The organism is Roseateles sp. (assembly GCF_047654805.1).
Taxonomy (GTDB): Bacteria; Pseudomonadota; Gammaproteobacteria; order Burkholderiales; family Burkholderiaceae_C; genus Pelomonas.
In genome coordinates this window covers 3016232-3035766 of record NZ_JASGIV010000001.1, presented here as the reverse complement: position 1 = coordinate 3035766, position 19535 = coordinate 3016232, and the positions used below count along the sequence as shown (strand labels likewise).

Annotated in this window: 16 protein-coding genes and 1 pseudogene; 12 read left to right on the top strand and 5 right to left on the bottom strand. The window is 66.6% G+C overall.

All coding sequences use genetic code 11. The features are described from left to right. The first annotated feature begins 49 nt into the window (after positions 1-49). On the top strand, positions 50-1450 hold the full coding sequence (gene rimO, locus QM732_RS13695; protein ID WP_415656679.1) for a 30S ribosomal protein S12 methylthiotransferase RimO: 1401 nt from the start codon (positions 50-52) through the stop codon (positions 1448-1450). Next, on the top strand, positions 1450-2646 hold the full coding sequence (locus QM732_RS13690) for a PLP-dependent transferase (RefSeq protein ID WP_415656678.1): 1197 nt from the start codon (positions 1450-1452) through the stop codon (positions 2644-2646). Before rimO ends, QM732_RS13690 begins: the two co-directional genes overlap by 1 nt. Here QM732_RS13690 and QM732_RS13685 read toward each other — a convergent pair. Beyond that, positions 2639-3076, bottom strand: a complete 438-nt coding sequence (locus QM732_RS13685; RefSeq protein ID WP_415656677.1) for a hypothetical protein — start codon at positions 3074-3076, stop codon at positions 2639-2641. The genes QM732_RS13690 and QM732_RS13685 overlap by 8 nt on opposite strands. Positions 3077-3341: 265 nt before the next feature. Then, positions 3342-3800 carry an SsrA-binding protein SmpB gene (smpB, locus tag QM732_RS13680; protein WP_415656676.1) on the bottom strand — a complete coding sequence of 153 codons (459 nt, stop codon included), beginning with the start codon at positions 3798-3800 and terminating at the stop codon, positions 3342-3344. Positions 3801-3847: 47 nt separating this feature from the next. On the opposite strand from smpB, the gene QM732_RS13675 reads away from it, so the two are divergent. Both QM732_RS13675 and QM732_RS13670 read left to right on the top strand, forming a co-directional pair. Then, positions 3848-4306 carry a type II toxin-antitoxin system RatA family toxin gene (locus tag QM732_RS13675; RefSeq protein ID WP_415656675.1) on the top strand — a complete coding sequence of 153 codons (459 nt, stop codon included), beginning with the start codon at positions 3848-3850 and terminating at the stop codon, positions 4304-4306. Then, positions 4293-4613 (top strand): RnfH family protein, encoded by a 321-nt coding sequence (locus QM732_RS13670; protein WP_415656674.1) that lies wholly within the window; start codon positions 4293-4295, stop codon positions 4611-4613. The genes QM732_RS13675 and QM732_RS13670 overlap by 14 nt, the downstream gene beginning before the upstream one ends. A gap of 7 nt (positions 4614-4620) precedes the next feature. Here the strand turns inward: QM732_RS13670 and QM732_RS13665 are convergent, their stop codons facing one another. Then, positions 4621-5133 (bottom strand): DUF4124 domain-containing protein, encoded by a 513-nt coding sequence (locus tag QM732_RS13665; protein ID WP_415656673.1) that lies wholly within the window; start codon positions 5131-5133, stop codon positions 4621-4623. A 60-nt stretch (positions 5134-5193) separates the two neighbouring features. Between QM732_RS13665 and guaB the strand changes: the two genes are divergently transcribed. The 8 genes and pseudogenes from guaB (at position 5194) to QM732_RS13625 (ending at position 15956) form a co-directional block, all read left to right on the top strand. Then, complete coding sequence (gene guaB, locus QM732_RS13660) at positions 5194-6663, top strand: IMP dehydrogenase (protein WP_415656672.1); 1470 nt, start codon at positions 5194-5196, stop codon at positions 6661-6663. A gap of 72 nt (positions 6664-6735) precedes the next feature. Continuing rightward, a complete protein-coding gene (locus tag QM732_RS13655) occupies positions 6736-7968 on the top strand; it encodes a TCR/Tet family MFS transporter (protein ID WP_415656671.1) in 1233 nt (410 codons plus the stop codon). A 7-nt stretch (positions 7969-7975) separates the two neighbouring features. Beyond that, positions 7976-9562 (top strand): glutamine-hydrolyzing GMP synthase, encoded by a 1587-nt coding sequence (gene guaA / locus QM732_RS13650; protein WP_415656670.1) that lies wholly within the window; start codon positions 7976-7978, stop codon positions 9560-9562. A 342-nt stretch (positions 9563-9904) separates the two neighbouring features. Then, positions 9905-10435 (top strand): annotated as a pseudogene (locus QM732_RS13645) (IS5 family transposase); the annotation flags it as partial. A gap of 86 nt (positions 10436-10521) precedes the next feature. After that, complete coding sequence (locus QM732_RS13640) at positions 10522-11061, top strand: sigma-70 family RNA polymerase sigma factor (RefSeq protein WP_415656669.1); 540 nt, start codon at positions 10522-10524, stop codon at positions 11059-11061. Between the two features lie 14 nt (positions 11062-11075). Continuing rightward, complete coding sequence (locus tag QM732_RS13635; protein WP_415656668.1) at positions 11076-12107, top strand: FecR domain-containing protein; 1032 nt, start codon at positions 11076-11078, stop codon at positions 12105-12107. 105 nt (positions 12108-12212) lie between these two features. Next, positions 12213-14687, top strand: a complete 2475-nt coding sequence (locus tag QM732_RS13630; RefSeq protein ID WP_415656667.1) for a TonB-dependent siderophore receptor — start codon at positions 12213-12215, stop codon at positions 14685-14687. A gap of 33 nt (positions 14688-14720) precedes the next feature. Further along, positions 14721-15956: a PepSY-associated TM helix domain-containing protein gene (locus QM732_RS13625; RefSeq protein WP_415656666.1), complete on the top strand. Its 1236-nt coding sequence runs from the start codon at positions 14721-14723 to the stop codon at positions 15954-15956. Between the two features lie 75 nt (positions 15957-16031). On the opposite strand, the gene QM732_RS13620 is transcribed toward QM732_RS13625, so the two are convergent. Both QM732_RS13620 and QM732_RS13615 read right to left on the bottom strand, forming a co-directional pair. After that, the gene (locus tag QM732_RS13620) at positions 16032-18464 is read right to left on the bottom strand and encodes a TonB-dependent siderophore receptor (RefSeq protein ID WP_415656665.1); all 2433 of its coding nucleotides are present in this window, start codon (positions 18462-18464) and stop codon (positions 16032-16034) included. A gap of 89 nt (positions 18465-18553) precedes the next feature. Next, the gene (locus tag QM732_RS13615; RefSeq protein ID WP_415656664.1) at positions 18554-19534 is read right to left on the bottom strand and encodes a FecR domain-containing protein; all 981 of its coding nucleotides are present in this window, start codon (positions 19532-19534) and stop codon (positions 18554-18556) included. Between the last annotated feature and the right edge of the window lies 1 nt (position 19535).

Genomic DNA, 19535 nt, shown 5'->3' with positions numbered 1-19535 from the left:
CGTAGAATGCTGCCCCGCTCAATTAGCCAGGTCTCTCGGCGAAATCCCAATGGAAACAACAACATACGACGTTGCCGAAGCCGCTAAGGCGCCCAAGATTGGTTTCGTCAGCCTGGGCTGCCCAAAAGCGCTGACCGATTCCGAGCTGATCCTGACCCAGCTCCGGGCCGAAGGCTACGAGACCTCCAAGACCTTCGCCGGCGCCGACCTGGTGATCGTCAATACCTGCGGCTTCATCGACGATGCCGTCAAGGAAAGCCTGGACACCATCGGCGAGGCGCTGGCCGAGAACGGCAAGGTCATCGTGACCGGATGCCTGGGTGCCAAGTCCGGCCATGCCAGCAGTGATGCGGGCAGCCTGGTGCGCGAGATCCACCCGAGCGTGCTTGCCGTGACTGGCCCGCATGCCACGCAGGAGGTGATGGACGCGGTGCACACCCACGTGCCCAAGCCCCATGACCCCTTCGTCGATCTGGTGCCCAGCTATGGCATCAAGCTGACGCCCAAGCACTATGCCTACCTGAAGATCAGCGAGGGGTGCAACCACCGCTGTTCGTTCTGCATCATTCCCAGCATGCGCGGCGATCTGGTGTCGCGCCCCATCGGCGACGTGCTGAACGAGGCGAGGGCGCTGTTCGAGAGCGGCGTCAAGGAGCTGCTGGTCATCAGCCAGGACACCTCGGCCTATGGCGTGGACGTGAAATACCGCACCGGCTTCTGGGATGGCAAGCCGGTCAAGACAAAGATGCTGGACCTTGTCGCCCGGCTCGGCGAGATCGCCAAGCCCTATGGCGCCTGGGTGCGTCTGCACTACGTCTACCCCTACCCGCATGTGGACGAGGTGCTGCCGCTGATGGCCGAGGGCCTCGTGCTGCCGTACCTGGACGTGCCGTTCCAGCATTCTCATCCCGACGTGCTCAAGCGCATGAAGCGCCCGGCCAACGGCGAGAAGAACATGGAACGCATCCTGCGCTGGCGCGAGAGTTGTCCGGAGCTCGTGATCCGCTCCACCTTCATCGCCGGGTTCCCTGGCGAAACCGAGGCAGAGTTCCAGCACCTGCTGGACTTCATGACCGAGGCCAGGATCGACCGCGCCGGCTGCTTCGCCTACTCGCCGGTCGAGGGTGCCAGCGCCAACGACATCGCGGGAGCCTTGCCCGACGAGCTGCGCGAGGAGCGCCGCGCGCGCTTCATGGCCGTGGCTGAAGCCGTGTCGGCCGCCAAGCTGCAAAGCCGGGTGGGCCAGACGCTACAGGTGCTCGTCGACTCCGCGCCTGCCCTGGGTCGCAAGGGTGGGGTGGGGCGCTCCTACGCCGATGCGCCCGAGATCGATGGCACCGTGAAGATTCTCCCGCCCGAGAAGGCCAGCAAGACGATGAAGGTGGGCGACTTCGTGCGCGCCCGCGTCGTGGCGGCCGATGGGCACGACCTCGTCGCGAGCCTCGTCTGATGAACAAGCGCGCCCCGAGCACCGAGCTGATCCACCACCCCTATCGCGCCCCCGAGGGCTGGGACGCGGTGCCGGTGCCGGTGGCCAAGGCCTCGACCGTGCTGTTCAAGGATACGGCCGATCTGCACAAGCCGCGGCCCCGGGACGGACTGAGCTACCGCTATGGCCTGCACGGCACGCCTACCAGCTACACGCTGGCCGCGCGCCTGGCGACGCTGGAGCACGCCGAGCACTGCTTGCTCGTGCCCAGCGGCCTGGCGGCGGTGACGCTGCCGTCGCTGGCCATTCTTCGACCGGGCGACGAGGTGCTGGTGCCTGACAACGTCTACGGCCAGAACCGCTACCTGACCGAGTCCTGGCTGCCACAGTGGGGCGTCACGCATCGCTTCTACGACCCGCTGAGGGTGCCGGAGCTGCGCGAGAACACCAAACTCGTCTGGCTGGAGGCTGCAGGCTCGATCACGCTGGAGTTTCCCGATCTGCTGGGCACGCTGGCCGCCTGCCGTGCGCGCGGCATCACGACGGCTCTGGACAACACCTGGGGCGCAGGCCTCGCGTTCAACGGCTTCGAGCCGGCTCCCGGGACGCATCCGGGGCTGGGTGCGGACATCGTCATGCAGGCATTGACCAAGTACCCCAGCGGCGGCGCCGACGTGCTGATGGGTTCGGTCTGCACCCGCGACCGAAGACTGCACGACCGCCTCAACCATGCCCACGAGCACCTGGGCTACGGCCTGGGCCAGAACGACGTGGAGCTCGTGCTGCGCGGCCTGCCGACGATGCCTCTGCGCTATGCGGCGCAGGACCGTGCCACGCGCCAGCTCGCGAGTTGGATGGCCGGCAGGCCCGAGGTCGCACGTGTCTTCCACCCAGCACTGCCGGACTCGCCTGGACACGAGAGCTGGCTGGCCGTCGGTGGCGCGGGGGCGGCCTGCCTGTTCTCGGCCGTCTTCAAGCCCCGGTACAGCCCGGCGCAGGTGGACGCTTTCGTCGATGCATTGCAGCTCTTCGGCATCGGTTATTCCTGGGCAGGTCCGATGAGCCTGGCCGTGCCCTACGACATGAGCCGCAGCCGCGACCTGCCTCTGCCCTTCGATGGTGGCACGCTGGTGCGCTTCGCGATTGGCCTTGAGGACGTCGCCGACCTCGGGGCCGACATCGAGCAGGCGCTGGGCGTGCTGGCCGACGTCACTTGAACGAGATTTCCTGGAAGACCTTGTCTCCGACGATCTCGCGCACCTCGGTGCGCTTGACCATCATCTGAACCTGCTTCTCCTCGGTGCCGACGGTCTTCAGCGCGATGGCGTCGAACTTGTCGCTCAGGCCGTCGAAGGCGGCCCAGTTCTTGTACTCAACCATCAGCATCAGGTCCCAGTCGCCCTGACCCATTGAGGAACCGGACAACATCTTCTCGGACACGATGAGCCCCTGCTTCTTGGCTTCGGCCATCAGCTGCTTGCGAGCCGAGGCGAGGTCGCGCATGTAGACGTCGAACATGCCCGGCTTGACCTTGATGAAGGACACCGACCAGACCGTACCCTCCTTGTAGGGCTTGTCCTGGGCGGTGGCGGGCAGGGCTGCGGCGAGCAGCAGGGTGGTGGCAAGCAGGATTTGGCGGATGCGCATGGCGGCCCCTGTGCTGCCCGGTGTCGGGGCTTGCGTCGCTACCGGCAGCGAGCCGCGACGCAGCATTGCGCGTCGCGCGCAATGCCTGGGATTCTTGGCCGACGGCGGCCCAGGCCCATCCTCAATCGCTACGACGCGAGGGCCGCTCGTCTGCCCGATCCGGTTGCTGGCGCATGTGCTGCTTCATGGTTGCCGGCGGGTGTCGCGTGCAGCTGCCGGCCGCCGGGAGGTCTTGCCTGGGGCTTCTGCGCGCCCTCTGCCCATCTCAGCCCTTGCTGGAGACCTTGTGGCGCATGATCTGACCCTTCTCGCGCTCCCAGTCGCGCTTCTTCTCGGTTTCGCGCTTGTCGTGCTGGGCCTTGCCCTTGGCGAGTGCGATGTCGGCCTTCACGCGGCCGCCCTTGTAGTGCAGGTTCAGCGGCACCAGCGTGAAGCCGCGCTGCTCGACCTTGCCGACCAGTCGCCTGATCTCAGCCTTGTGCATCAGGAGCTTCTTGGTGCGGTCGGCCTCGGGGTTGACGTGGGTGGAGGCACTGCGCAGTGCATTGATGCGGCAGCCGATCAGGAACAGCTCCCCATCTTTGATCATCACGTAGCCGTCGGTCAGTTGCACCTGGCCCGCGCGTATGGCCTTGATCTCCCAGCCGGACAGCACCACGCCGGCCTCGAACTGTTCCTCGATGTGGTAGTCGTAGCGGGCGCGGCGGTTCTCTGCGATGGACATGGACAGCGATGTGGGGCCCGAGGCCCTTCTTACAATCCCGGCATTCTATGAAGCAGGTCAAAAAGTCCGTTCTGCTCTGGTACACGCCGCGGGAGATGTACGAGCTGGTCACCGCGGTTGAGCACTATCCCGAGTTCCTGCCCTGGTGCAACAAGGTCGAGGTGCTGGCGCGCGATGGCGACACGGTCACGGCCCGGCTGCACCTCGCCTACGCCGGAGTCCGCCATGCCTTCACGACGCGTAACCGCAACGAGGAAGGCCGCAGCGTGCGCATGGAGCTGGTGGATGGCCCCTTCTCTCACCTCGAGGGGCTGTGGCAACTGCTGCCCTTGAACAAGCCCGGCGCCGACGGCGAAGCGGCTGCCTGCAAGGTCGCCTTCGAGCTGAGCTATGCCTTCAGCAGCGGTGCGCTGGAAGCCGTGGTCAGCCCTGTTTTCGACCGCATCGCCAACACCTTCGTCGACAGCTTCGTGCTGCGTGCCGAGAGCCTGTATGGCCCGCGTTGAACTGGTCTGGAGTCCGCAGGCCGGCGATGTTCGGCAGCGGTGGCTGGACGTGGACGAAGGCTGTTCAGTCGAGTCGGCGCTGCGGAGCTGCGCCGACTTCATGGCGGCACAGGAGCAGCCGCTCGATCAGCTGCGCGTCGGTATCTGGGGGCGCGTGCGGCCGCTCAGCACGCCGTTGCGCGAGCGGGACCGCATCGAGGTCTACCGTCCCCTGACCGTCGATCCCAAGGAGGCTCGGCGCTTGCGCTATGCCAAGCGCGGCGAGCGCATCGTGTCAAGGCACAGGCCGAAGTCGCGAAGCGAGTAGGGCGGGCCTACCTGCACTCGCTGGTGATGACGTCGCGGGCGCGGCCGATCTCGCCGGCCATCTGTGCTTCGTCCATGAAGATGCGCTCGCCCTTCTCATTGGTCCGAGTCAGTCTGGTGCCGCTTTGCAGGTCGCGCAGGTTGGACTGGGCGCGGGCGCAGTTGTCGCGCCGCTGGGCGGCGATGCGCCGCTCCTCTTCCTTCTGCTTGGCGGCCTCGCCGTCCTGTTCCTTTTTCTGGCGCGCAGCGGCTTCGAGCTCTGCCTTGGTGGGGGCGCTGGCGGCCGGCTTGGGTGCGGATGCGGCGCTGGCCGGGGCCCCGGGCGGCGAGACGATCACAACCGCCCTGGCGTTGCTGGGGCGCTGTAGAACGTCCTTCTCGGGCGTGCCCGCTGGCGGCGGCATGTCGCTGTACTGCACGTTGCCCTTGGCGTCGCGCCATTTCCACTGCGCCTGAGCGGCGCCGGCGATGGCGAGGCAGAGCACGGCGAGGAGGGCTTGGCGAAGGGCTTTGCGGAGCATGCGGTCAGTGTAGCCGTGCGACCCTCCGTATAATGCCGCTTTGCGTCTGGAGCTTTCCTCATGCGCCTTCTCGGCAAAGCGCTCACCTTCGACGATGTATTGTTGGTGCCAGCGTTCTCCCAGGTGTTGCCTCGCGACACCAGCCTTGCGACCCGTCTGTCGCGCAACATCCCCCTGAACCTGCCGCTGGTGTCCGCCGCGATGGATACCGTGACCGAGGCACGCCTTGCGATCGCCATCGCTCAGGAAGGTGGCATCGGTATCGTGCACAAGAACCTGTCGGCGGAAGCCCAGGCGCGCGAGGTGGCCCGGGTCAAGCGCTACGAGAGCGGCGTCGTGCGTGAACCACTGACCATCACGCCGGACGCTACCGTGCGCGATGCCGTCGAGCTGACGAAGCTGCACGGCTTCTCCGGTTTCCCGGTCGTCGAGGGCAAGCGCGTCGTTGGTATCGTCACCGGCCGCGACCTGCGCTTCGAGACGCGCATGGATGCCAAGGTGCGAGAGATCATGACGCCGGCTGACCGTCTCGTCACGGTCCGGGAAGGCGCTTCGCTGAACGAAGCCAAGGCGCTGATGCACAAGCACAAGCTGGAGCGCGTCGTGGTCGTCAACGACGCCTTCGAACTGCGTGGCCTGATGACGGTCAAGGACATCACGAAGCAGACCAGCTTCCCCAACGCGGCCCGCGATAGCCACGGCAAGCTGCGTGTCGGTGCTGCCGTCGGCTTCGGCGAAGACACCGAGCAGCGCGTCGAACTGCTGGTGCGCGCTGGCGTCGACGCCATCATCGTGGACACCGCCCACGGTCACAGCGCCGGCGTGCTGGAGCGCGTGCGCTGGGTCAAGCAGGCCCATCCCCAAGTGGACGTAATTGGCGGCAACATCGCCACTGGCGCGGCGGCGCTGGCCCTCGTCGAGGCCGGTGCGGACGGCGTCAAGGTGGGGATTGGCCCCGGCTCCATCTGCACGACGCGCATCGTCGCGGGCGTCGGGGTGCCGCAGATCACGGCCATCGACAACGTCGTCACGGCCCTCAAGGGCACCGGCGTGCCCGTCATCGCCGATGGCGGCATCCGCTACTCTGGAGACGTCGCCAAGGCCATCGCGGCCGGCGCGGACTGCGTCATGATGGGCGGTGCCTTTGCCGGCACCGAAGAAGCTCCCGGCGAGACCATCCTCTACCAGGGCCGCACCTTCAAGAGCTACCGTGGTATGGGCTCCATGGGCGCCATGGCCAAGGGCAGCGCGGACCGCTACTTCCAGGACACCTCGGCCAACAACCCCAATACGTCCAAGCTGGTGCCGGAAGGCATTGAGGGCCAGGTGCCCTACAAGGGCTCGGTCGTGCAGGTCATCTTCCAGATGGCCGGTGGCCTGAAGGCATCGATGCACTACTGCGGATGCGGCACCATCGCCGACATGCAGAACAAGGCCGAGTTTGTCGAGATCACGACGGCGGGCATGCGCGAGAGCCATGTCCACGACGTGCAGATCACCAAGGAAGCACCCAACTACCGCAGCGAATGAGCTGATGATGGTGACAACGGGGCGACGTCAGTTCGCCCCGTTTCTCTTTTCTGCAAACGCGACGAGCCCCATTTGAGCCCCACACCGCAACGCGCCCCCGCCATGGGCTTCATCATGGTCGCCGTGCTGATCGACATGATCTCCATCGGGCTGATGGTGCCGGTGCTGCCGCACATAGTGGGCACTTTCACCCAGGGCAACGACGCGCAGACGTCGGCCTTCCTGCTGGTGACCATGGCGTTCGGCGTCGCCAACTTCCTGGGCGCGCCCGTCCTCGGTGCGCTGTCGGACCGATTCGGCCGCCGGCCCGTGCTGCTGATCGGCTTCATGGGGTTGGCGCTCAGCTTCTTCGTGACGGCCATGGCCACGGCGCTGTGGATGCTGGTCGTCGTGCGCCTGTTCTCGGGTGCAATGCAGGCCAATGTGGCCATCGCCAACGCCTATGTGGCCGATATCACGCCGGCCTCGGACCGCGCCCGTCGCTTCGGCCAGCTCGGCGCGATGTTCGGCGTCGGCTTCATCCTCGGGCCGGTGATCGGCGGCTGGCTGGGTCACTACGACGTGCACTGGCCCTTCATCGCCGCCGGCTGCATGGCTGTGCTGAACTGGTGCTACGGCTTCTTCGTGCTGCCCGAGTCCCTGCCCAGGGACAGGCGCACGGCGTTCGACTGGAAAAAGGCAAACCCGGTGTCGGCACTGCGCGGCCTGGCGGCGCTCAAGGGTGTCGGCCCCCTGGTGCTGGTGATCGCGCTGGCATCGCTGGCCCAGTTCATGTTGCACATGACGTGGGTGCTCTACACCAAGTTCAAGTTCGGCTGGGGTCCGCTGGAGGTGAGCTGGTCGCTTTTCGCCGTGGGCGTCGTGTCCGTGATCAGCCAGGGCGTGCTGCTCAAGCCGCTGCTGGCACGCTTCAGCCCGCCCCGCCTTGCCCTCATCGGCATGGGCTCGGCGTCGCTGGCCTATCTCGGCTGGGGCCTGGCCACCGAGGGCTGGATGATGTACGCCGTCATCCTCTTCAACCTGCTGGGCGGCGTCGCGGCGGCGGCCGTTCAGAGCATCATCTCCAACGCCGCCGGGCCCACCCACCAGGGGCGGGCCATGGGTGCCGTCTCCTCGCTGAACAGCCTGATGGCCGTCATCGCGCCCGTCATCGGCCTGACGTTGCTGGGCTGGGTATCGCACCGGCCGGCGAGTGATCCGCTGATGGGCCTGCCGTTCTATACCTGCGCCGCCCTGCAGCTGATCGGGCTGGTCGTCGCCTACCGCTTCTTCCGCCGCCAGCGCCCCGCCTTGCAACCTGTCTGAGAACACCATGCAACACGACAAAGTCCTCATCCTCGACTTCGGCTCCCAGGTCACCCAGCTCATCGCGCGCCGTGTGCGCGAGGCAGCCGTTTACTGCGAGATCCACCCGAACGACGTGTCCGACGACTTCGTGCGCAGCTTCGCGCCCAAGGCCATCATCCTGAGCGGCAGCCACGCGTCCACCTACGAAGACCACGAGCTGCGCGCACCCCTGGCGGTGTGGGAGCTGGGTGTGCCGGTGCTGGGCATCTGCTACGGCATGCAGACCATGGCAGTCCAGCTGGGTGGCAAGGTCGAGTGGAGCGACCACCGCGAGTTCGGTTACGCCGAAGTGAGGGCACATGGCCATACCGCGCTGTTGGAGGGCATCCAGGACTTCGAGACGCCCGAGAAGCACGGCATGCTGAAGGTCTGGATGAGCCATGGCGACAAGGTCACCGTGCTGCCGCCGGGCTTCAAGTTGATGGCTTCCACGCCCAGTTGCCCCATCGCCGGCATGGCCGACGAGGCGCGCAAGCTCTACGCTTTCCAGTTCCACCCCGAGGTCACGCACACGTTGCAGGGCGCTGCCATCCTGACTCGATTCGTGCGTGACATCGCCGGCTGCCAGGGCGACTGGCAGATGGGCAGCTACATCGACGAGGCCGTAGCCAGGATCCGAGAGCAGGTCGGTGACGAGGAAGTCATCCTGGGCCTGTCCGGCGGCGTGGATTCCAGCGTCGCTGCGGCGCTGATCCACCGCGCCATCGGTGACCAGCTCACCTGCGTCTTTGTCGATCACGGCCTGCTGCGCCTGAACGAGGGCAAGATGGTCATGGACATGTTCGCCGGCCGTCTGCATGCCAAGGTCGTGCATGTGGACGCCAGCGAGCAGTTCCTCGGCAAGCTGGCCGGCGTGACCGACCCCGAACGCAAGCGCAAGATCATCGGCGCCGAGTTCGTGGAAGTCTTCCAGGCTGAGGCGAAGAAGCTGAAGAACGCCAAGTGGTTGGCCCAGGGCACCATCTACCCCGATGTGGTGGAGAGCGGCGGTACCAAGACCAAGAAGGCCACAACCATCAAGAGCCACCACAACGTCGGCGGCCTGCCGGAGACGCTGGGTCTGAAGCTGCTGGAGCCTTTGCGCGAGCTGTTCAAGGACGAGGTACGCGCGCTCGGCGTGGCCTTGGGCCTGCCGGCCGACATGGTCTACCGCCACCCCTTCCCGGGCCCGGGCCTGGGCGTGCGCATCCTTGGCGAGATCAAGAAGGACTTTGCCGATCTGCTGCGCCGCGCGGATGCGATCTTCATCGAGGAACTGCGCAACACCATCGATCCAGCCACCGGCAAGAGCTGGTACGCGCTGACCTCGCAGGCCTTCGCCGTGTTCTTGCCGGTGAAAAGTGTGGGCGTCATGGGCGACGGTCGCACGTACGACTACGTCGTGGCCCTGCGCGCCGTGCAGACCAGCGACTTCATGACGGCTGACTGGGCCGAGCTGCCGTACTCGCTGCTCAAGCGCACTTCGGGCCGCATCATCAACGAGGTGCGCGGCATCAACCGAGTGACTTACGACGTTTCGAGCAAGCCGCCCGCGACGATCGAGTGGGAGTGAGGGGTCTGAAAATCCCCTTTTAAATCAACAGCTTACAAAACGGATTGATGATCTGAAACTAGTCATCAATTGGCGCTAAGTTGTTGATTTCTATGGAGTTCGTACCGCTCGCCTGAGGCGCAAACCAGCAGAGATTGACGGTACGGTTGACGGTATCTCCATCATCGATATTGCGTCGGATCATTTACCGTTTTCACGGAACGGTTCGGATCATCTACCGGAGTACCGCGCCGCGTGTGAATCGGCACGGTATTGCTTGCTTATCAACGTCTAAGGACGATCTGCAATACCTCTCGTGAATCCGACTGGAGCGAGGGGTGAGCGTCGGCGACGATGCTTGACATGGATCAGATCACGCTCGGACTTGACCCGCTGCCCAAGAAGACCCGCAAGGAAATCTTCCTGGACGAGATGAACCAGGTGGTGCCGTGGGCGCAACTGGTGGCGCTGATTCAGCCGCACGCACGAGGCGCGCATCAGGCGTTGGGTGGTCGACCGCCGTTCCCCATCGAAACGATGCTGCGCATCCACTGCCTGCAGCTTTGGTGGAACCTGAGTGATCCGGCCATGGAAGAGGAACTGCACGAGCGGCCGCTATACCGCCGGTTTGCCGGTCTGGATTGCGCCGCGCGGATGCCGGACGAGACCACGATCCCGCGCTTTCGTCACCTGCTGGAGAAGCACCAGCTGACGCCGCAGTTGCTGGCCGCCATCAATACGGGCCTGGCCCAGCAGGGCTTGATGCTCAAGACCGGCACGGTGGTGGACGCCACCATCATTGCCGCGCCGAGTTCGACGAAGAACAAGGACGGCGAGCGGGACCCCGAGATGCACCAGACCAAGAAGGGCAACCAATGGCATTTCGGCATGAGGCGGAGCGCAAGCGCCGCCAATAGCTATAATGAGAATAATTCCCATTTGCATTAATCGAGGATCTAGTCCTTCGGATGAAAAGCGTCATGGCAGCGGTCCAGCCAGTCCCGCAGTCGTCTTCCGCGCACGATGCATTTCGCGGCCAGGTGGGCGCGCTCTACAGCGACCATCACGGTTGGCTGTTGGGCTGGTTGCGCAAGAAGATTGGCTGCTCGCACCGTGCGGCGGACTTGTCGCACGACACGTTCCTGCGCCTGCTGGCGCGGGAAGAGCCGGTCGTTCTTCAGGAGCCGCGTGCCTTCCTGACCACCGTGGCGCAGCGCGTGCTGGCCAACCACTGGCGCCGCGAGCAGATCGAGAAGGCCTACCTCGAGGCCCTGGCGCAGGCGCCACAGGCCTTGGCGCCGTCACCCGAAGAGCGTGCCGTTCTGCTGGAAACGCTGATCCAGATCGATCGCCTGTTGGAGGGGCTGCCAGCGCAGGCCAAGCGCGCCTTCCTGATGGCGCAGCTGGACGGCATGGGCCAGGCCGAGATTGCGGCCGAGCTCGGCATTTCCGTCAGCACGGTCAAGCGCCATTTGGTGCGAGCGGGCGCGCAGTGCTATTTCGCTTTGACGCTGGACTGATCGGGGCCTAGTGGATGAGCGCGAATCCCGAGACCTTGTTCGATGCCGGTGGCGCCGCCGGCGTTCCACCGTCGGTGGCTCGCCGTGCGGTCGAGTGGCTGGTCGAGCTGCAGTCGGACGATGCCGGTGACGCCGATGGCATGCGGCGGCGCCGGGAATTGCAGCAATGGCGGGCCGAGCACCCAGACAACGAGCGAGCCTGGCAGCGCATCGAGGCGGTGAACGGCCAGGTGTTCGGGACGCTGCGGGGCATGGAATCCCCGGTCGCGTCGGCCGTCGCGCAAGCGGCGCTGGCGCCACCGCGTTCGCGCAAGCGCCGGGATGCCGTCAGGACGCTGGCTGTCCTGATGTTCACGGGCGGGGCAGCCTGGGTCGCGCAAGAGCGCACGCCGTGGCGTGAATGGGTGGCCGACGAGCGCACCGGCGTGGGCGAGCGGCGCACCGTCACCCTGGCCGACGGTACGGCCGTGGTGTTGAACACTGACAGCGCCATCAATGTGCGATTCACCGACAGCGAGCGGCGGGTGCGTCTGGTGGGCGGCGAGATGCTGGTCACCACGGGTAAGGACAGGACAGGCCGCCCTTTCATCGTGGAGACCGCCGAGGGCGAACTGAGGCCCGTGGGCACGCGTTTCGCCGTGCGCCAGCACGCCGGTGCGAGCCGTGTCGATGTCTTCGAGGGCGCGGTTTCCATCCGCCCGACGGCGGCACAGGCCGGGCAGGGACGGTTGCTCCGAGCGGGTGAGCGTGCCCGCTTCACGCGTACGGCCGTCGGCGAGTCAGTCCCGGCGAACGATGACGATACGGCCTGGGCCGACGGCATGCTGGTCGCCAGTGGCATGTCCTTGCAGGCCTTTCTTGCCGAACTCGGCCGCCACAGGCCCGGCCACATGAGTTGCGACGCGGCCGTGGCCGGGCTGCGCGTCTCCGGCAGCTATCCCTTGGCCGATACCGGCCGCATCCTCGACACCCTGCGCCTCACGCTGCCTGTGGAGATCCACTACCTCACGCGCTACTGGGTCATGGTGCGGCCGGCGCGCGGCTAGCGAGCCCGGGCCAGAAAATTTTTTACGCAAAGCTGGTCTGTTTTCGATTCTCGCGGGACATGGAGGGTGAACAGCACTTTCCAACTCTCGCAAAAAGGATCGACCATGGGGACACGCGCCCAGCAGACGCAGCATTCATCAGGCCAGGAGCAGGCGCCGCGGGTTGGCCGCACATCGCTGGCGATGGCCATCGGCCACGTCCTTGCCGCTGGGGTGGTCGCCGCTTCGGCCTGGCCGGTGGCTGCGCTGGCCGCCGAGACGATCCAGCCGGCAGCGTCGGCCCGCAGGGCCTACGACATTCCCGCCGGGCCTCTGGAAGCCGCGCTCAACCGCTTTGGCCGCGAGGCGGGCATCCTGTTGTCATTCCCCACCGATACCACGGCAGGCCTGTACAGCCGCGGCTTGCGTGGCAGCTTCAGCGTGGCCGAGGCCCTGCCTGTGCTGCTGCAAGGCACGGGCCTGGCGGCCGAGGCCAAGCCCACCGGCGGCTACGCGCTGGTGAAGCGTGTCGAGCCGGTGTCGCAACGGGAAGCGCCGATGGAATCGGTGCTCCCCATGGTCAGGGTGCAGGCGGCGCCGGACGCACAAACCGCGGCCGGGCCGATCACGGGCTACGTGGCCAGGCGCAGCGCCACGGCGACCAAGACGGACACGCCGCTCATCGAGACGCCGCAATCGATCTCGGTCGTCACGAGCGACCAGATAGAGGCTCAGGGCTCCCGCAGCCTGCGTGACGTCGTCGGCTACACGCCCGGCGTCGGCACACAAAGCAACGGCTACCGCGACACCGACAACCTGACGCTGCGCGGCTTCACCATCGACAACTCGAGCATCCGCCGCGACGGCCTGCGCTCGTCGGGCAACACGTTCACCGGCACGCAGGAACCTTATGGGCTGGAGCGGGTCGACATCCTGCGCGGCGCGGCCTCGTTGCTGTACGGCTCGGCAGAGCCCGGTGGCTTGATCAACCTGGTGACCAAGCGTCCGTCCAGTGACAGCCTGCATGAGGTCGGGCTGGAAATCGGCAACTACAACCGCCGGCAGGCCACGGCCGACCTGGGCGGCAAACTGGCCGACGATGACCGCCTGTCGTATCGCTTGACCTTGCTGGGCCGCGGCAGCGACACCTTCATCGACGACGTTGCCGACGATCGCGTCTACGTGGCGCCGGCCTTCGCCTGGAAGCCGTCCGGCACCACCCGGATCACCTTGCTGACCCAGTACCAGCACAGCAGGCACAACCGCCAATGGGGCCTACCTCCCGAGACCACGCTGCTGCCCAATCCGAATGGCCGCGCGCCGCGCGAACGCAACATCGGCGAACCCGGCGACCTGCATGAAGACACGCAGACGTCGGCCACGCTGCTGCTGGAGCAGGCCTTGTCCGAGCAGAGCTCTTTCAACTTCACGTTGCGGCGCTCGGATGTGGACATGGCCTGGCACTACGCCGGCCGCGACACCCTGCAACCCGACCTGCGCACGCTGACGCGCTATTACGCCAGGCGCATGGAGAAGGTCTCGTCCTGGACGCTGGACAGCAATCTGCAAACCAGGTTCAGCACCGGCCCGCTGGCCCACGAGTTGGTGGTGGGCGTGGACGGCAACAGCAGCGACAACAAGCGCACGCGCTACTACCAACTCATCGACCCCATCGACATCTACAAGCCGGCCTACGGCGCGCAGCCCCATGGTGACGATGGCAAGGACGGCTACAAGCAGAAGACCCGCGCGCTGGGCGTCTATCTGCAGGACCAGATCAAGATGGACAAGCGCTGGGTGCTGCTGCTGGGCGTGCGGCACGACAGCGTCAAGATCGACCAGAGCGACTATTTCGACGAGGCCTGGAGCGGCGAGCGCAGCAGCGCCACCACCGGCCGCGCCGGACTGGTCTATCTGGCCGACAACGGGCTGGCGCCCTTCGTCAGCTTCAGTCAGTCGTTCGAGCCCGTTGGCGACAAGGACCGGCAGGGCAATCGCTTCAAGCCGACGCATGGCGAGCAGTACGAGGTCGGTCTGCGCTGGCAGCCGTCGGGCAGCAATACCTTGCTGTCGGCCTCGCTGTACCAGTTGACGCAGAGTCACCTGCAGGTGCCGGACCCGGTGGATCCCGACAACTTCTCGATCCAGACAGGCAAGGTCCGGTCCCGCGGTGTGGAGCTGGAAGCAAGAACCGATGTCACGCGCGACCTGCGGGTCATCGCCTCTTACACCTACACCGACGCACGCACCGTTCAGGCCAGTGCAGTTCAGCCTGAAGCTGTCGGGCAGCGACAGCCCAACACGCCGTACAACCAGATGTCGGTCTGGGCCGACTACCAGTTCGCAGGCTGGAGCCTGCCGGGGTTGCGCCTCGGCTTGGGCATGCGCTACGTCGGCGACACGGCGGCCGCCAATGCGTCCTACATCGTGCCCGCCTTCACGGTGTTCGATGCGGGCCTGAGCTACGAGCGCGGCAGCTGGCGATATGCGTTGAACCTCAAGAATCTTGCCGACAGGACGTACTTCGCCGAATGCGGCGATGGCTATTGCAATTACGGCGATCCGCGCAAGGTGCTGCTGACGGCGCAATACCGTTGGTAAGTCGCGCACTGCGCAGCCCATGTCATGACGGCCATGAAGCGCGTGCCTTCGCTCGCCCGGCTTCGCCCGGTGCTGGCACGCCTGCACCGTTGGGTGGGCTTGGTCATGGCGGGGTTTCTGCTCGTCGCCGGCTTGACCGGCAGCCTGATGGCGTGGACCGACGCACTGGAGGCCGCCATCAATCCGCAGCTTTTCGTGGTTGCCCCACCAGCCACGAATGCATCGATGCTCGATCCCGTCGTGCTGCGCGAGCGCTTGCTCGCAAGTCGCCCGGATGTGGTCGTGCCGTATCTGCCGCTGAATGTCGAAGCGGGACGTTCAATGCAGTTTTCCGTGGAGCCGCGGACGGACGCCGGCGCACAAGCCGAGTTGCCCAACGATCAGGTGTTCGTCGACCCCTACACGGGCGAGGTACTGGGCGAGCGCCGATGGGGTGACATCTCCCAGGGGCTGAAGAACTTCATGCCCTTCGTGTACCGCCTGCACCACCAGCTCGCGTTGGGTGTCTTCGGAAACTACGTCTTCGGGATCGTGGCGCTGCTCTGGACATTGGACTGCTTCGTGGGCGCCTACCTCACGTTCCCTGCGCCGGCGCGCGGCGTGCCGGGCCAGGCATCCAGGGCCGCCCGCTGGTGGGCGAACTGGAAGGTGCGCTGGGGTGGTGGCAGCTACAAGATGAACTTCGATCTGCACCGTGCTGGGGGGCTTTGGATGTGGGCCGCGCTGCTGGTCATGGCCTGGAGTAGCGTGGCCTTCAACCTTTCCGAGGTCTACGACCCGGTGATGGATACGGTGCTCGCTCGCCAGCGCGATGAGACGTCGCTGCCCACATTGGATGCGCCGCTGCTCAACCCGGCCATCGATTTTGGACAGGCTCGTGAGATCGGGCGGCGCCTGTTGGCCGAGCAGGCCCGATCAGGAAGCTTTGCAGTGCATGCAGAGGACGGGTTGGCCTTCGATCCCGTCCGTGGGACCTACCGCTACGACGTGAGGAGCAGTCGCGACATCCGTGACCGAAGCGGCGCCACCAGTGTGCTGTTCGATGCCGACACGGGCACGCTCAAGGGCGTGTGGCTGCCGACCGGCGCTGCCGGCGCAGACACCGTCCGCACATGGCTGACCAGCCTGCATCGAGCCGCGCTGTGGGGTGCTCCCATGAAGCTCTTCGTCTGCATGCTGGGGCTGGCCGTGGCGGCGCTTTCAGTCACTGGCGTCGTCATCTGGCGAAGAAAACAGGGTGCCCGCAGCAAGTCGATGGCGCGCCGGTGAGTAGGCAAGGTCGTGCTTGAATCTCCAGCCAATTCGGCAATGCCAACGCAGCCGAGCAAGCCCGCTGCAAGGTCGTCAGAACCTGTATCGGGCCGAGATCGTCACGGCCCGGTCCTGGCCTCGATAGCACTCCCCGTGGTAGCAGATGCCGAAGTACTTCTTGTCGAGCAGGTTGCTCACGTTGAGCGCCAGCCGCCAGGCGCCGGCTTCGTAGCGGATGGCGGCGTCGAGCAGCGTGAAGCCGGGCTCGCTGGTGCTGTTCGCTTCGTCGTTCGGTCGTCGGCCCACGTAGTTAACGCCACCCGAAATGCCGAAGCCGACGCCCAGGTTGTAGTCGAGCCAGGCCGAGGCGGCCTGCCTGGGCTGTCCCGGCGGTGCCTTGCCCACTTCGGTGCTGTCCGCGCTTTCAAGCACCTTCATCTGCGTTCGGGTGTAAGAGGCGGTGGCGCTCAAGTCCCGTGATAGCTCGGTCTTGACCTCCAGTTCCAGGCCGCGTGAGCGCTGCCTGCCGATCTGCCGGGCGTCGAAGGTGACGTTGTCGTAGGTCACGACATTGGTCTTGCGCAGGTCGAACACGGCGGCGGCGAAGTAGGTGCGGGAGCCTTCGGGCTGGTACTTGATGCCGACCTCCACTTGCTTGCCCCGGCTGGGCTTGAAGGGTTGGTTGTTCCCGTCCACGCCGCTGTTGGGCAGGAAAGATTCCGCATAGCTCAGGTACGGCGCCCAGCCGTTGCCAAGCAGGTAGGTGACGCCGCCGCGGCCGCTGAAGGCATGCGCGCGTTCCACCGTGGAGGCCGCGTTGGCGCGGTCTTCCGTGACGGTCCTGACCTCATCCTGCCGCCCGCCGAGCGTGACGACCCAGCGGTCGCCGAACTTGCTTTGGTCCTGCGCATAGATACCCAGCTGTCGGGTGTGCTGGCTGTAGTCGGCCAGCAACTCCTGCGGCATGGAGATCTGCTGGCCGTACACCGGCGCGAGCAAGTCCAGGTCCGGCGCCGTGCCGATGCGGCGCAGCGCGTTGCCGCGCAGGTTGTTCCAGTCGATGCCGAACAGCAGCGTGTGCTCGGCCGAGCCGCTGCGCAGCTTGCCCTGCACGTTCGTGTCCAGGCCGGTCTGGGTCGCCGAGTCGTTCCAGGTGCGCGTCACTCGGGAAACGGTGTGGCCGTCGTCCAGCAGCGAGTCGACCCAGACCACGCGGCGGTCGAGCTCGATGCGGCTGTGCCGCGCCACCTGGCGCACGGTCCAGTTGGCGTCGAAGCGGTGCTCGAAGCGGTAGCCGACGGAGGTTTGATCCTGCGTCAGCCGGCTGAAGCTGTAGTCGCCCATCTTGACGGACGTGAGGACGTAGTCGGCGCCGATGTAGTACGGGTCCTCGGGCGAGCGGTTGTGGATGAATTCGCCGAACAGGGTCAACGAGGTCGCCGTGTCGGGCTGCCACCGCAGCGAGGGTGCGAGGTAGGCGCGGGTGCGATTCAGCGGATGGCCGTCCGGATAGCGGTCCTGGTCATCGCTGTCCAGGCCGACGGCGACCACGCGGAAGGCCCAGGGCTCGTCGGCGGTGGTCGTGTTCGCCAGGTCGACCGCCAACTGCTTGCGCTGGTGACTGCCGAACTGGACCTCGACCTCGCGGAGCGAATCGCCCGTGGCTTGCTTGCTGACGCGGTTGATGATGCCGCCGGCATCTCCTTGGCCGAACGTCATGGACGCCGGACCGCGCAGCACTTCGACCCGCTCCAGCCCGTAAGGCTCCGTCAACGCATACACGATGCCGAACGGCGTTTGCGCCAGCCCGTCGCGGTAGCTGGCGTAATAGGACGAAAAGCCGCGCAGCATGATGTCTTCCCACCCGCGGTTGTCCGGGCCGTAGGCGTTGACGCTCACGCCGGGCGTGTAGCGGATGGCGGCCATGATGTCTTGCGCACCATGCGCGTCCATCTCCTCCCTGCCGATGACCGAGATCGACTGCGGCACTTCGAGCAGCGCGGTGTCGGTCTTGGTGGCCGTGGCAGTGCGGCTGGCGACGTAGCCGGCGACCGGCCCGAGGGGCCGCTCACGTTCGGGCCCGGCCTTCACCCGCACCAGCGGCAGCATGTTCTCTGGCGCCGAGGCGCCGGTGTCGGGGCGGGCAGGCGCGGGCGGCCGCTGCTTCAGCACGAAGCTGCCGTTGGATTGGCGCACCGCTTCCAACCCCGTCCCGGTGAGCAGCCGCTCGAGGGCATCGGCAGGTGCATGGCGACCTTGCAGCCCGGCGCTGTTGTGGCCTTCGGTGAGCGCGCCGTTGGCGGCGACGAACACGCCGGATTGGGCAATGAAGCGATGCAGGGCCGCGTTGAGGGCACCTGCAGGGATGTCGAAGGCGGCGGTCGTCTCGGCGGCGTAGGCCGGTGGCGCGAACACCAGCGTGGCAGACGCGCCGGCCACGGCGAGCAGCGCGGCCAGGGCCAAGGGCGCGTGGCGGTGTTGTGGGCGGCGGACGGTGGCGGTGGGGAGCGAGCAGCGGTCGGTCATGGGGAGTCTCGTCAGTCGGATGAAGGGCTTGTTGTTCCCAGTCCGAACGAGACGAGAAAAAGGGAACCGCGCTGCAGCGGCTCTCGCCGTCAGCGTGCCTCGATGACCACCCAGCCGGGCAGACGCCGCCGCACCTTGATCGGCAACGCGGCCTCGAGCATGGACAACGCGCGGTCCGGGTCGCGCAGCGGGTAGCCGCCGGCCACGCGCAGGTGTGCGACTGCCGGATCGCAGCGCAGCAGGCCGTGGCGGTAGCGCGCCAGTTCTTCGAGGAAGGCCGGCAGCGGCAGGTTGTCCGCCAGCAGTACGCCACGCACCCAGGCCTCGCCGCCGGTCATCGCTGGTTGCGGCGTGCCGATGCTGGCGGACGTGAAGCGCAGCCATTCACCCGCCTGGACGACGCGGCTCCCGGCGCCTGTGTCGCCGGGCCGTGCTTCGACCCGCCCGGCATACACGGCGACCTCCGTGGCGGCAGCGAACTGCTGGACGCAGAAACGGGTGCCGAGGGCGTGCAGGCGGCCTTGCGCGGTATTGACCACCAGCGGTGCCTGCGACATTCCCGAGGCGGTCTCCACCAATATCCGCCCAGCCTGCAGCACGATGCGGCGCAGCGCCGGGCCCAGGTCGACATCGGCGGCGCTGGCCGTGTCCAGCCACAGGCGGCTGCCGTCGGCCAACGTGAACTCCGCCGTTTCTCCCGTGGCCGTGCGGTAGTCGGCACCGAGGCCGGCCAGCATCGACTGGCCGGACGGGCTCTTCCAGGCGGCCCAGCCCGCGCTGACGGACACGCCCAGCAGCGCCAGCGCCTTGAGGGCCTGCCGCCGGCGCGCCACGTGGTGTGCGGCGGCCAGTGCGGAGTCGGCGGCGGCCCGCTCTTCGACGGGCAGGTCGAGCTGCGCGCTGATCGCCTCCACGCGCTGCCATGCGCGCCCGTGCTCGGGCCGCTCGGCGAGCCAGGCCTGCCACCGCGCCCGTTCGCCATCGCCCGCATCGCCAGCGCCCAGCACGGCGAACCACTCGGCGGCCTGGCGCAGCGTGTCGTGGTCGAGGTCTTGGCGGGCGTGGGACATG

What these genes read in the sequence shown, in the direction of transcription:
- QM732_RS13625 (WP_415656666.1), top strand. Translation starts at nt 14,721, where the DNA reads ATGAAGCGCGTGCCTTCGCTCGCCCGGCTTCGCCCGGTGCTGGCACGC.
- QM732_RS13665 (WP_415656673.1), bottom strand. Translation starts at nt 5,133, where the DNA reads ATGCTCCGCAAAGCCCTTCGCCAAGCCCTCCTCGCCGTGCTCTGCCTC.
- QM732_RS13675 (WP_415656675.1), top strand. Translation starts at nt 3,848, where the DNA reads ATGAAGCAGGTCAAAAAGTCCGTTCTGCTCTGGTACACGCCGCGGGAG.
- QM732_RS13635 (WP_415656668.1), top strand. Translation starts at nt 11,076, where the DNA reads ATGAGCGCGAATCCCGAGACCTTGTTCGATGCCGGTGGCGCCGCCGGC.
- QM732_RS13620 (WP_415656665.1), bottom strand. Translation starts at nt 18,464, where the DNA reads ATGACCGACCGCTGCTCGCTCCCCACCGCCACCGTCCGCCGCCCACAA.
- guaA (WP_415656670.1), top strand. Translation starts at nt 7,976, where the DNA reads ATGCAACACGACAAAGTCCTCATCCTCGACTTCGGCTCCCAGGTCACC.
- QM732_RS13690 (WP_415656678.1), top strand. Translation starts at nt 1,450, where the DNA reads ATGAACAAGCGCGCCCCGAGCACCGAGCTGATCCACCACCCCTATCGC.
- smpB (WP_415656676.1), bottom strand. Translation starts at nt 3,800, where the DNA reads ATGTCCATCGCAGAGAACCGCCGCGCCCGCTACGACTACCACATCGAG.
- QM732_RS13670 (WP_415656674.1), top strand. Translation starts at nt 4,293, where the DNA reads ATGGCCCGCGTTGAACTGGTCTGGAGTCCGCAGGCCGGCGATGTTCGG.
- rimO (WP_415656679.1), top strand. Translation starts at nt 50, where the DNA reads ATGGAAACAACAACATACGACGTTGCCGAAGCCGCTAAGGCGCCCAAG.
- guaB (WP_415656672.1), top strand. Translation starts at nt 5,194, where the DNA reads ATGCGCCTTCTCGGCAAAGCGCTCACCTTCGACGATGTATTGTTGGTG.
- QM732_RS13685 (WP_415656677.1), bottom strand. Translation starts at nt 3,076, where the DNA reads ATGCGCATCCGCCAAATCCTGCTTGCCACCACCCTGCTGCTCGCCGCA.
- QM732_RS13615 (WP_415656664.1), bottom strand. Translation starts at nt 19,534, where the DNA reads ATGTCCCACGCCCGCCAAGACCTCGACCACGACACGCTGCGCCAGGCC.
- QM732_RS13630 (WP_415656667.1), top strand. Translation starts at nt 12,213, where the DNA reads ATGGGGACACGCGCCCAGCAGACGCAGCATTCATCAGGCCAGGAGCAG.
- QM732_RS13640 (WP_415656669.1), top strand. Translation starts at nt 10,522, where the DNA reads ATGGCAGCGGTCCAGCCAGTCCCGCAGTCGTCTTCCGCGCACGATGCA.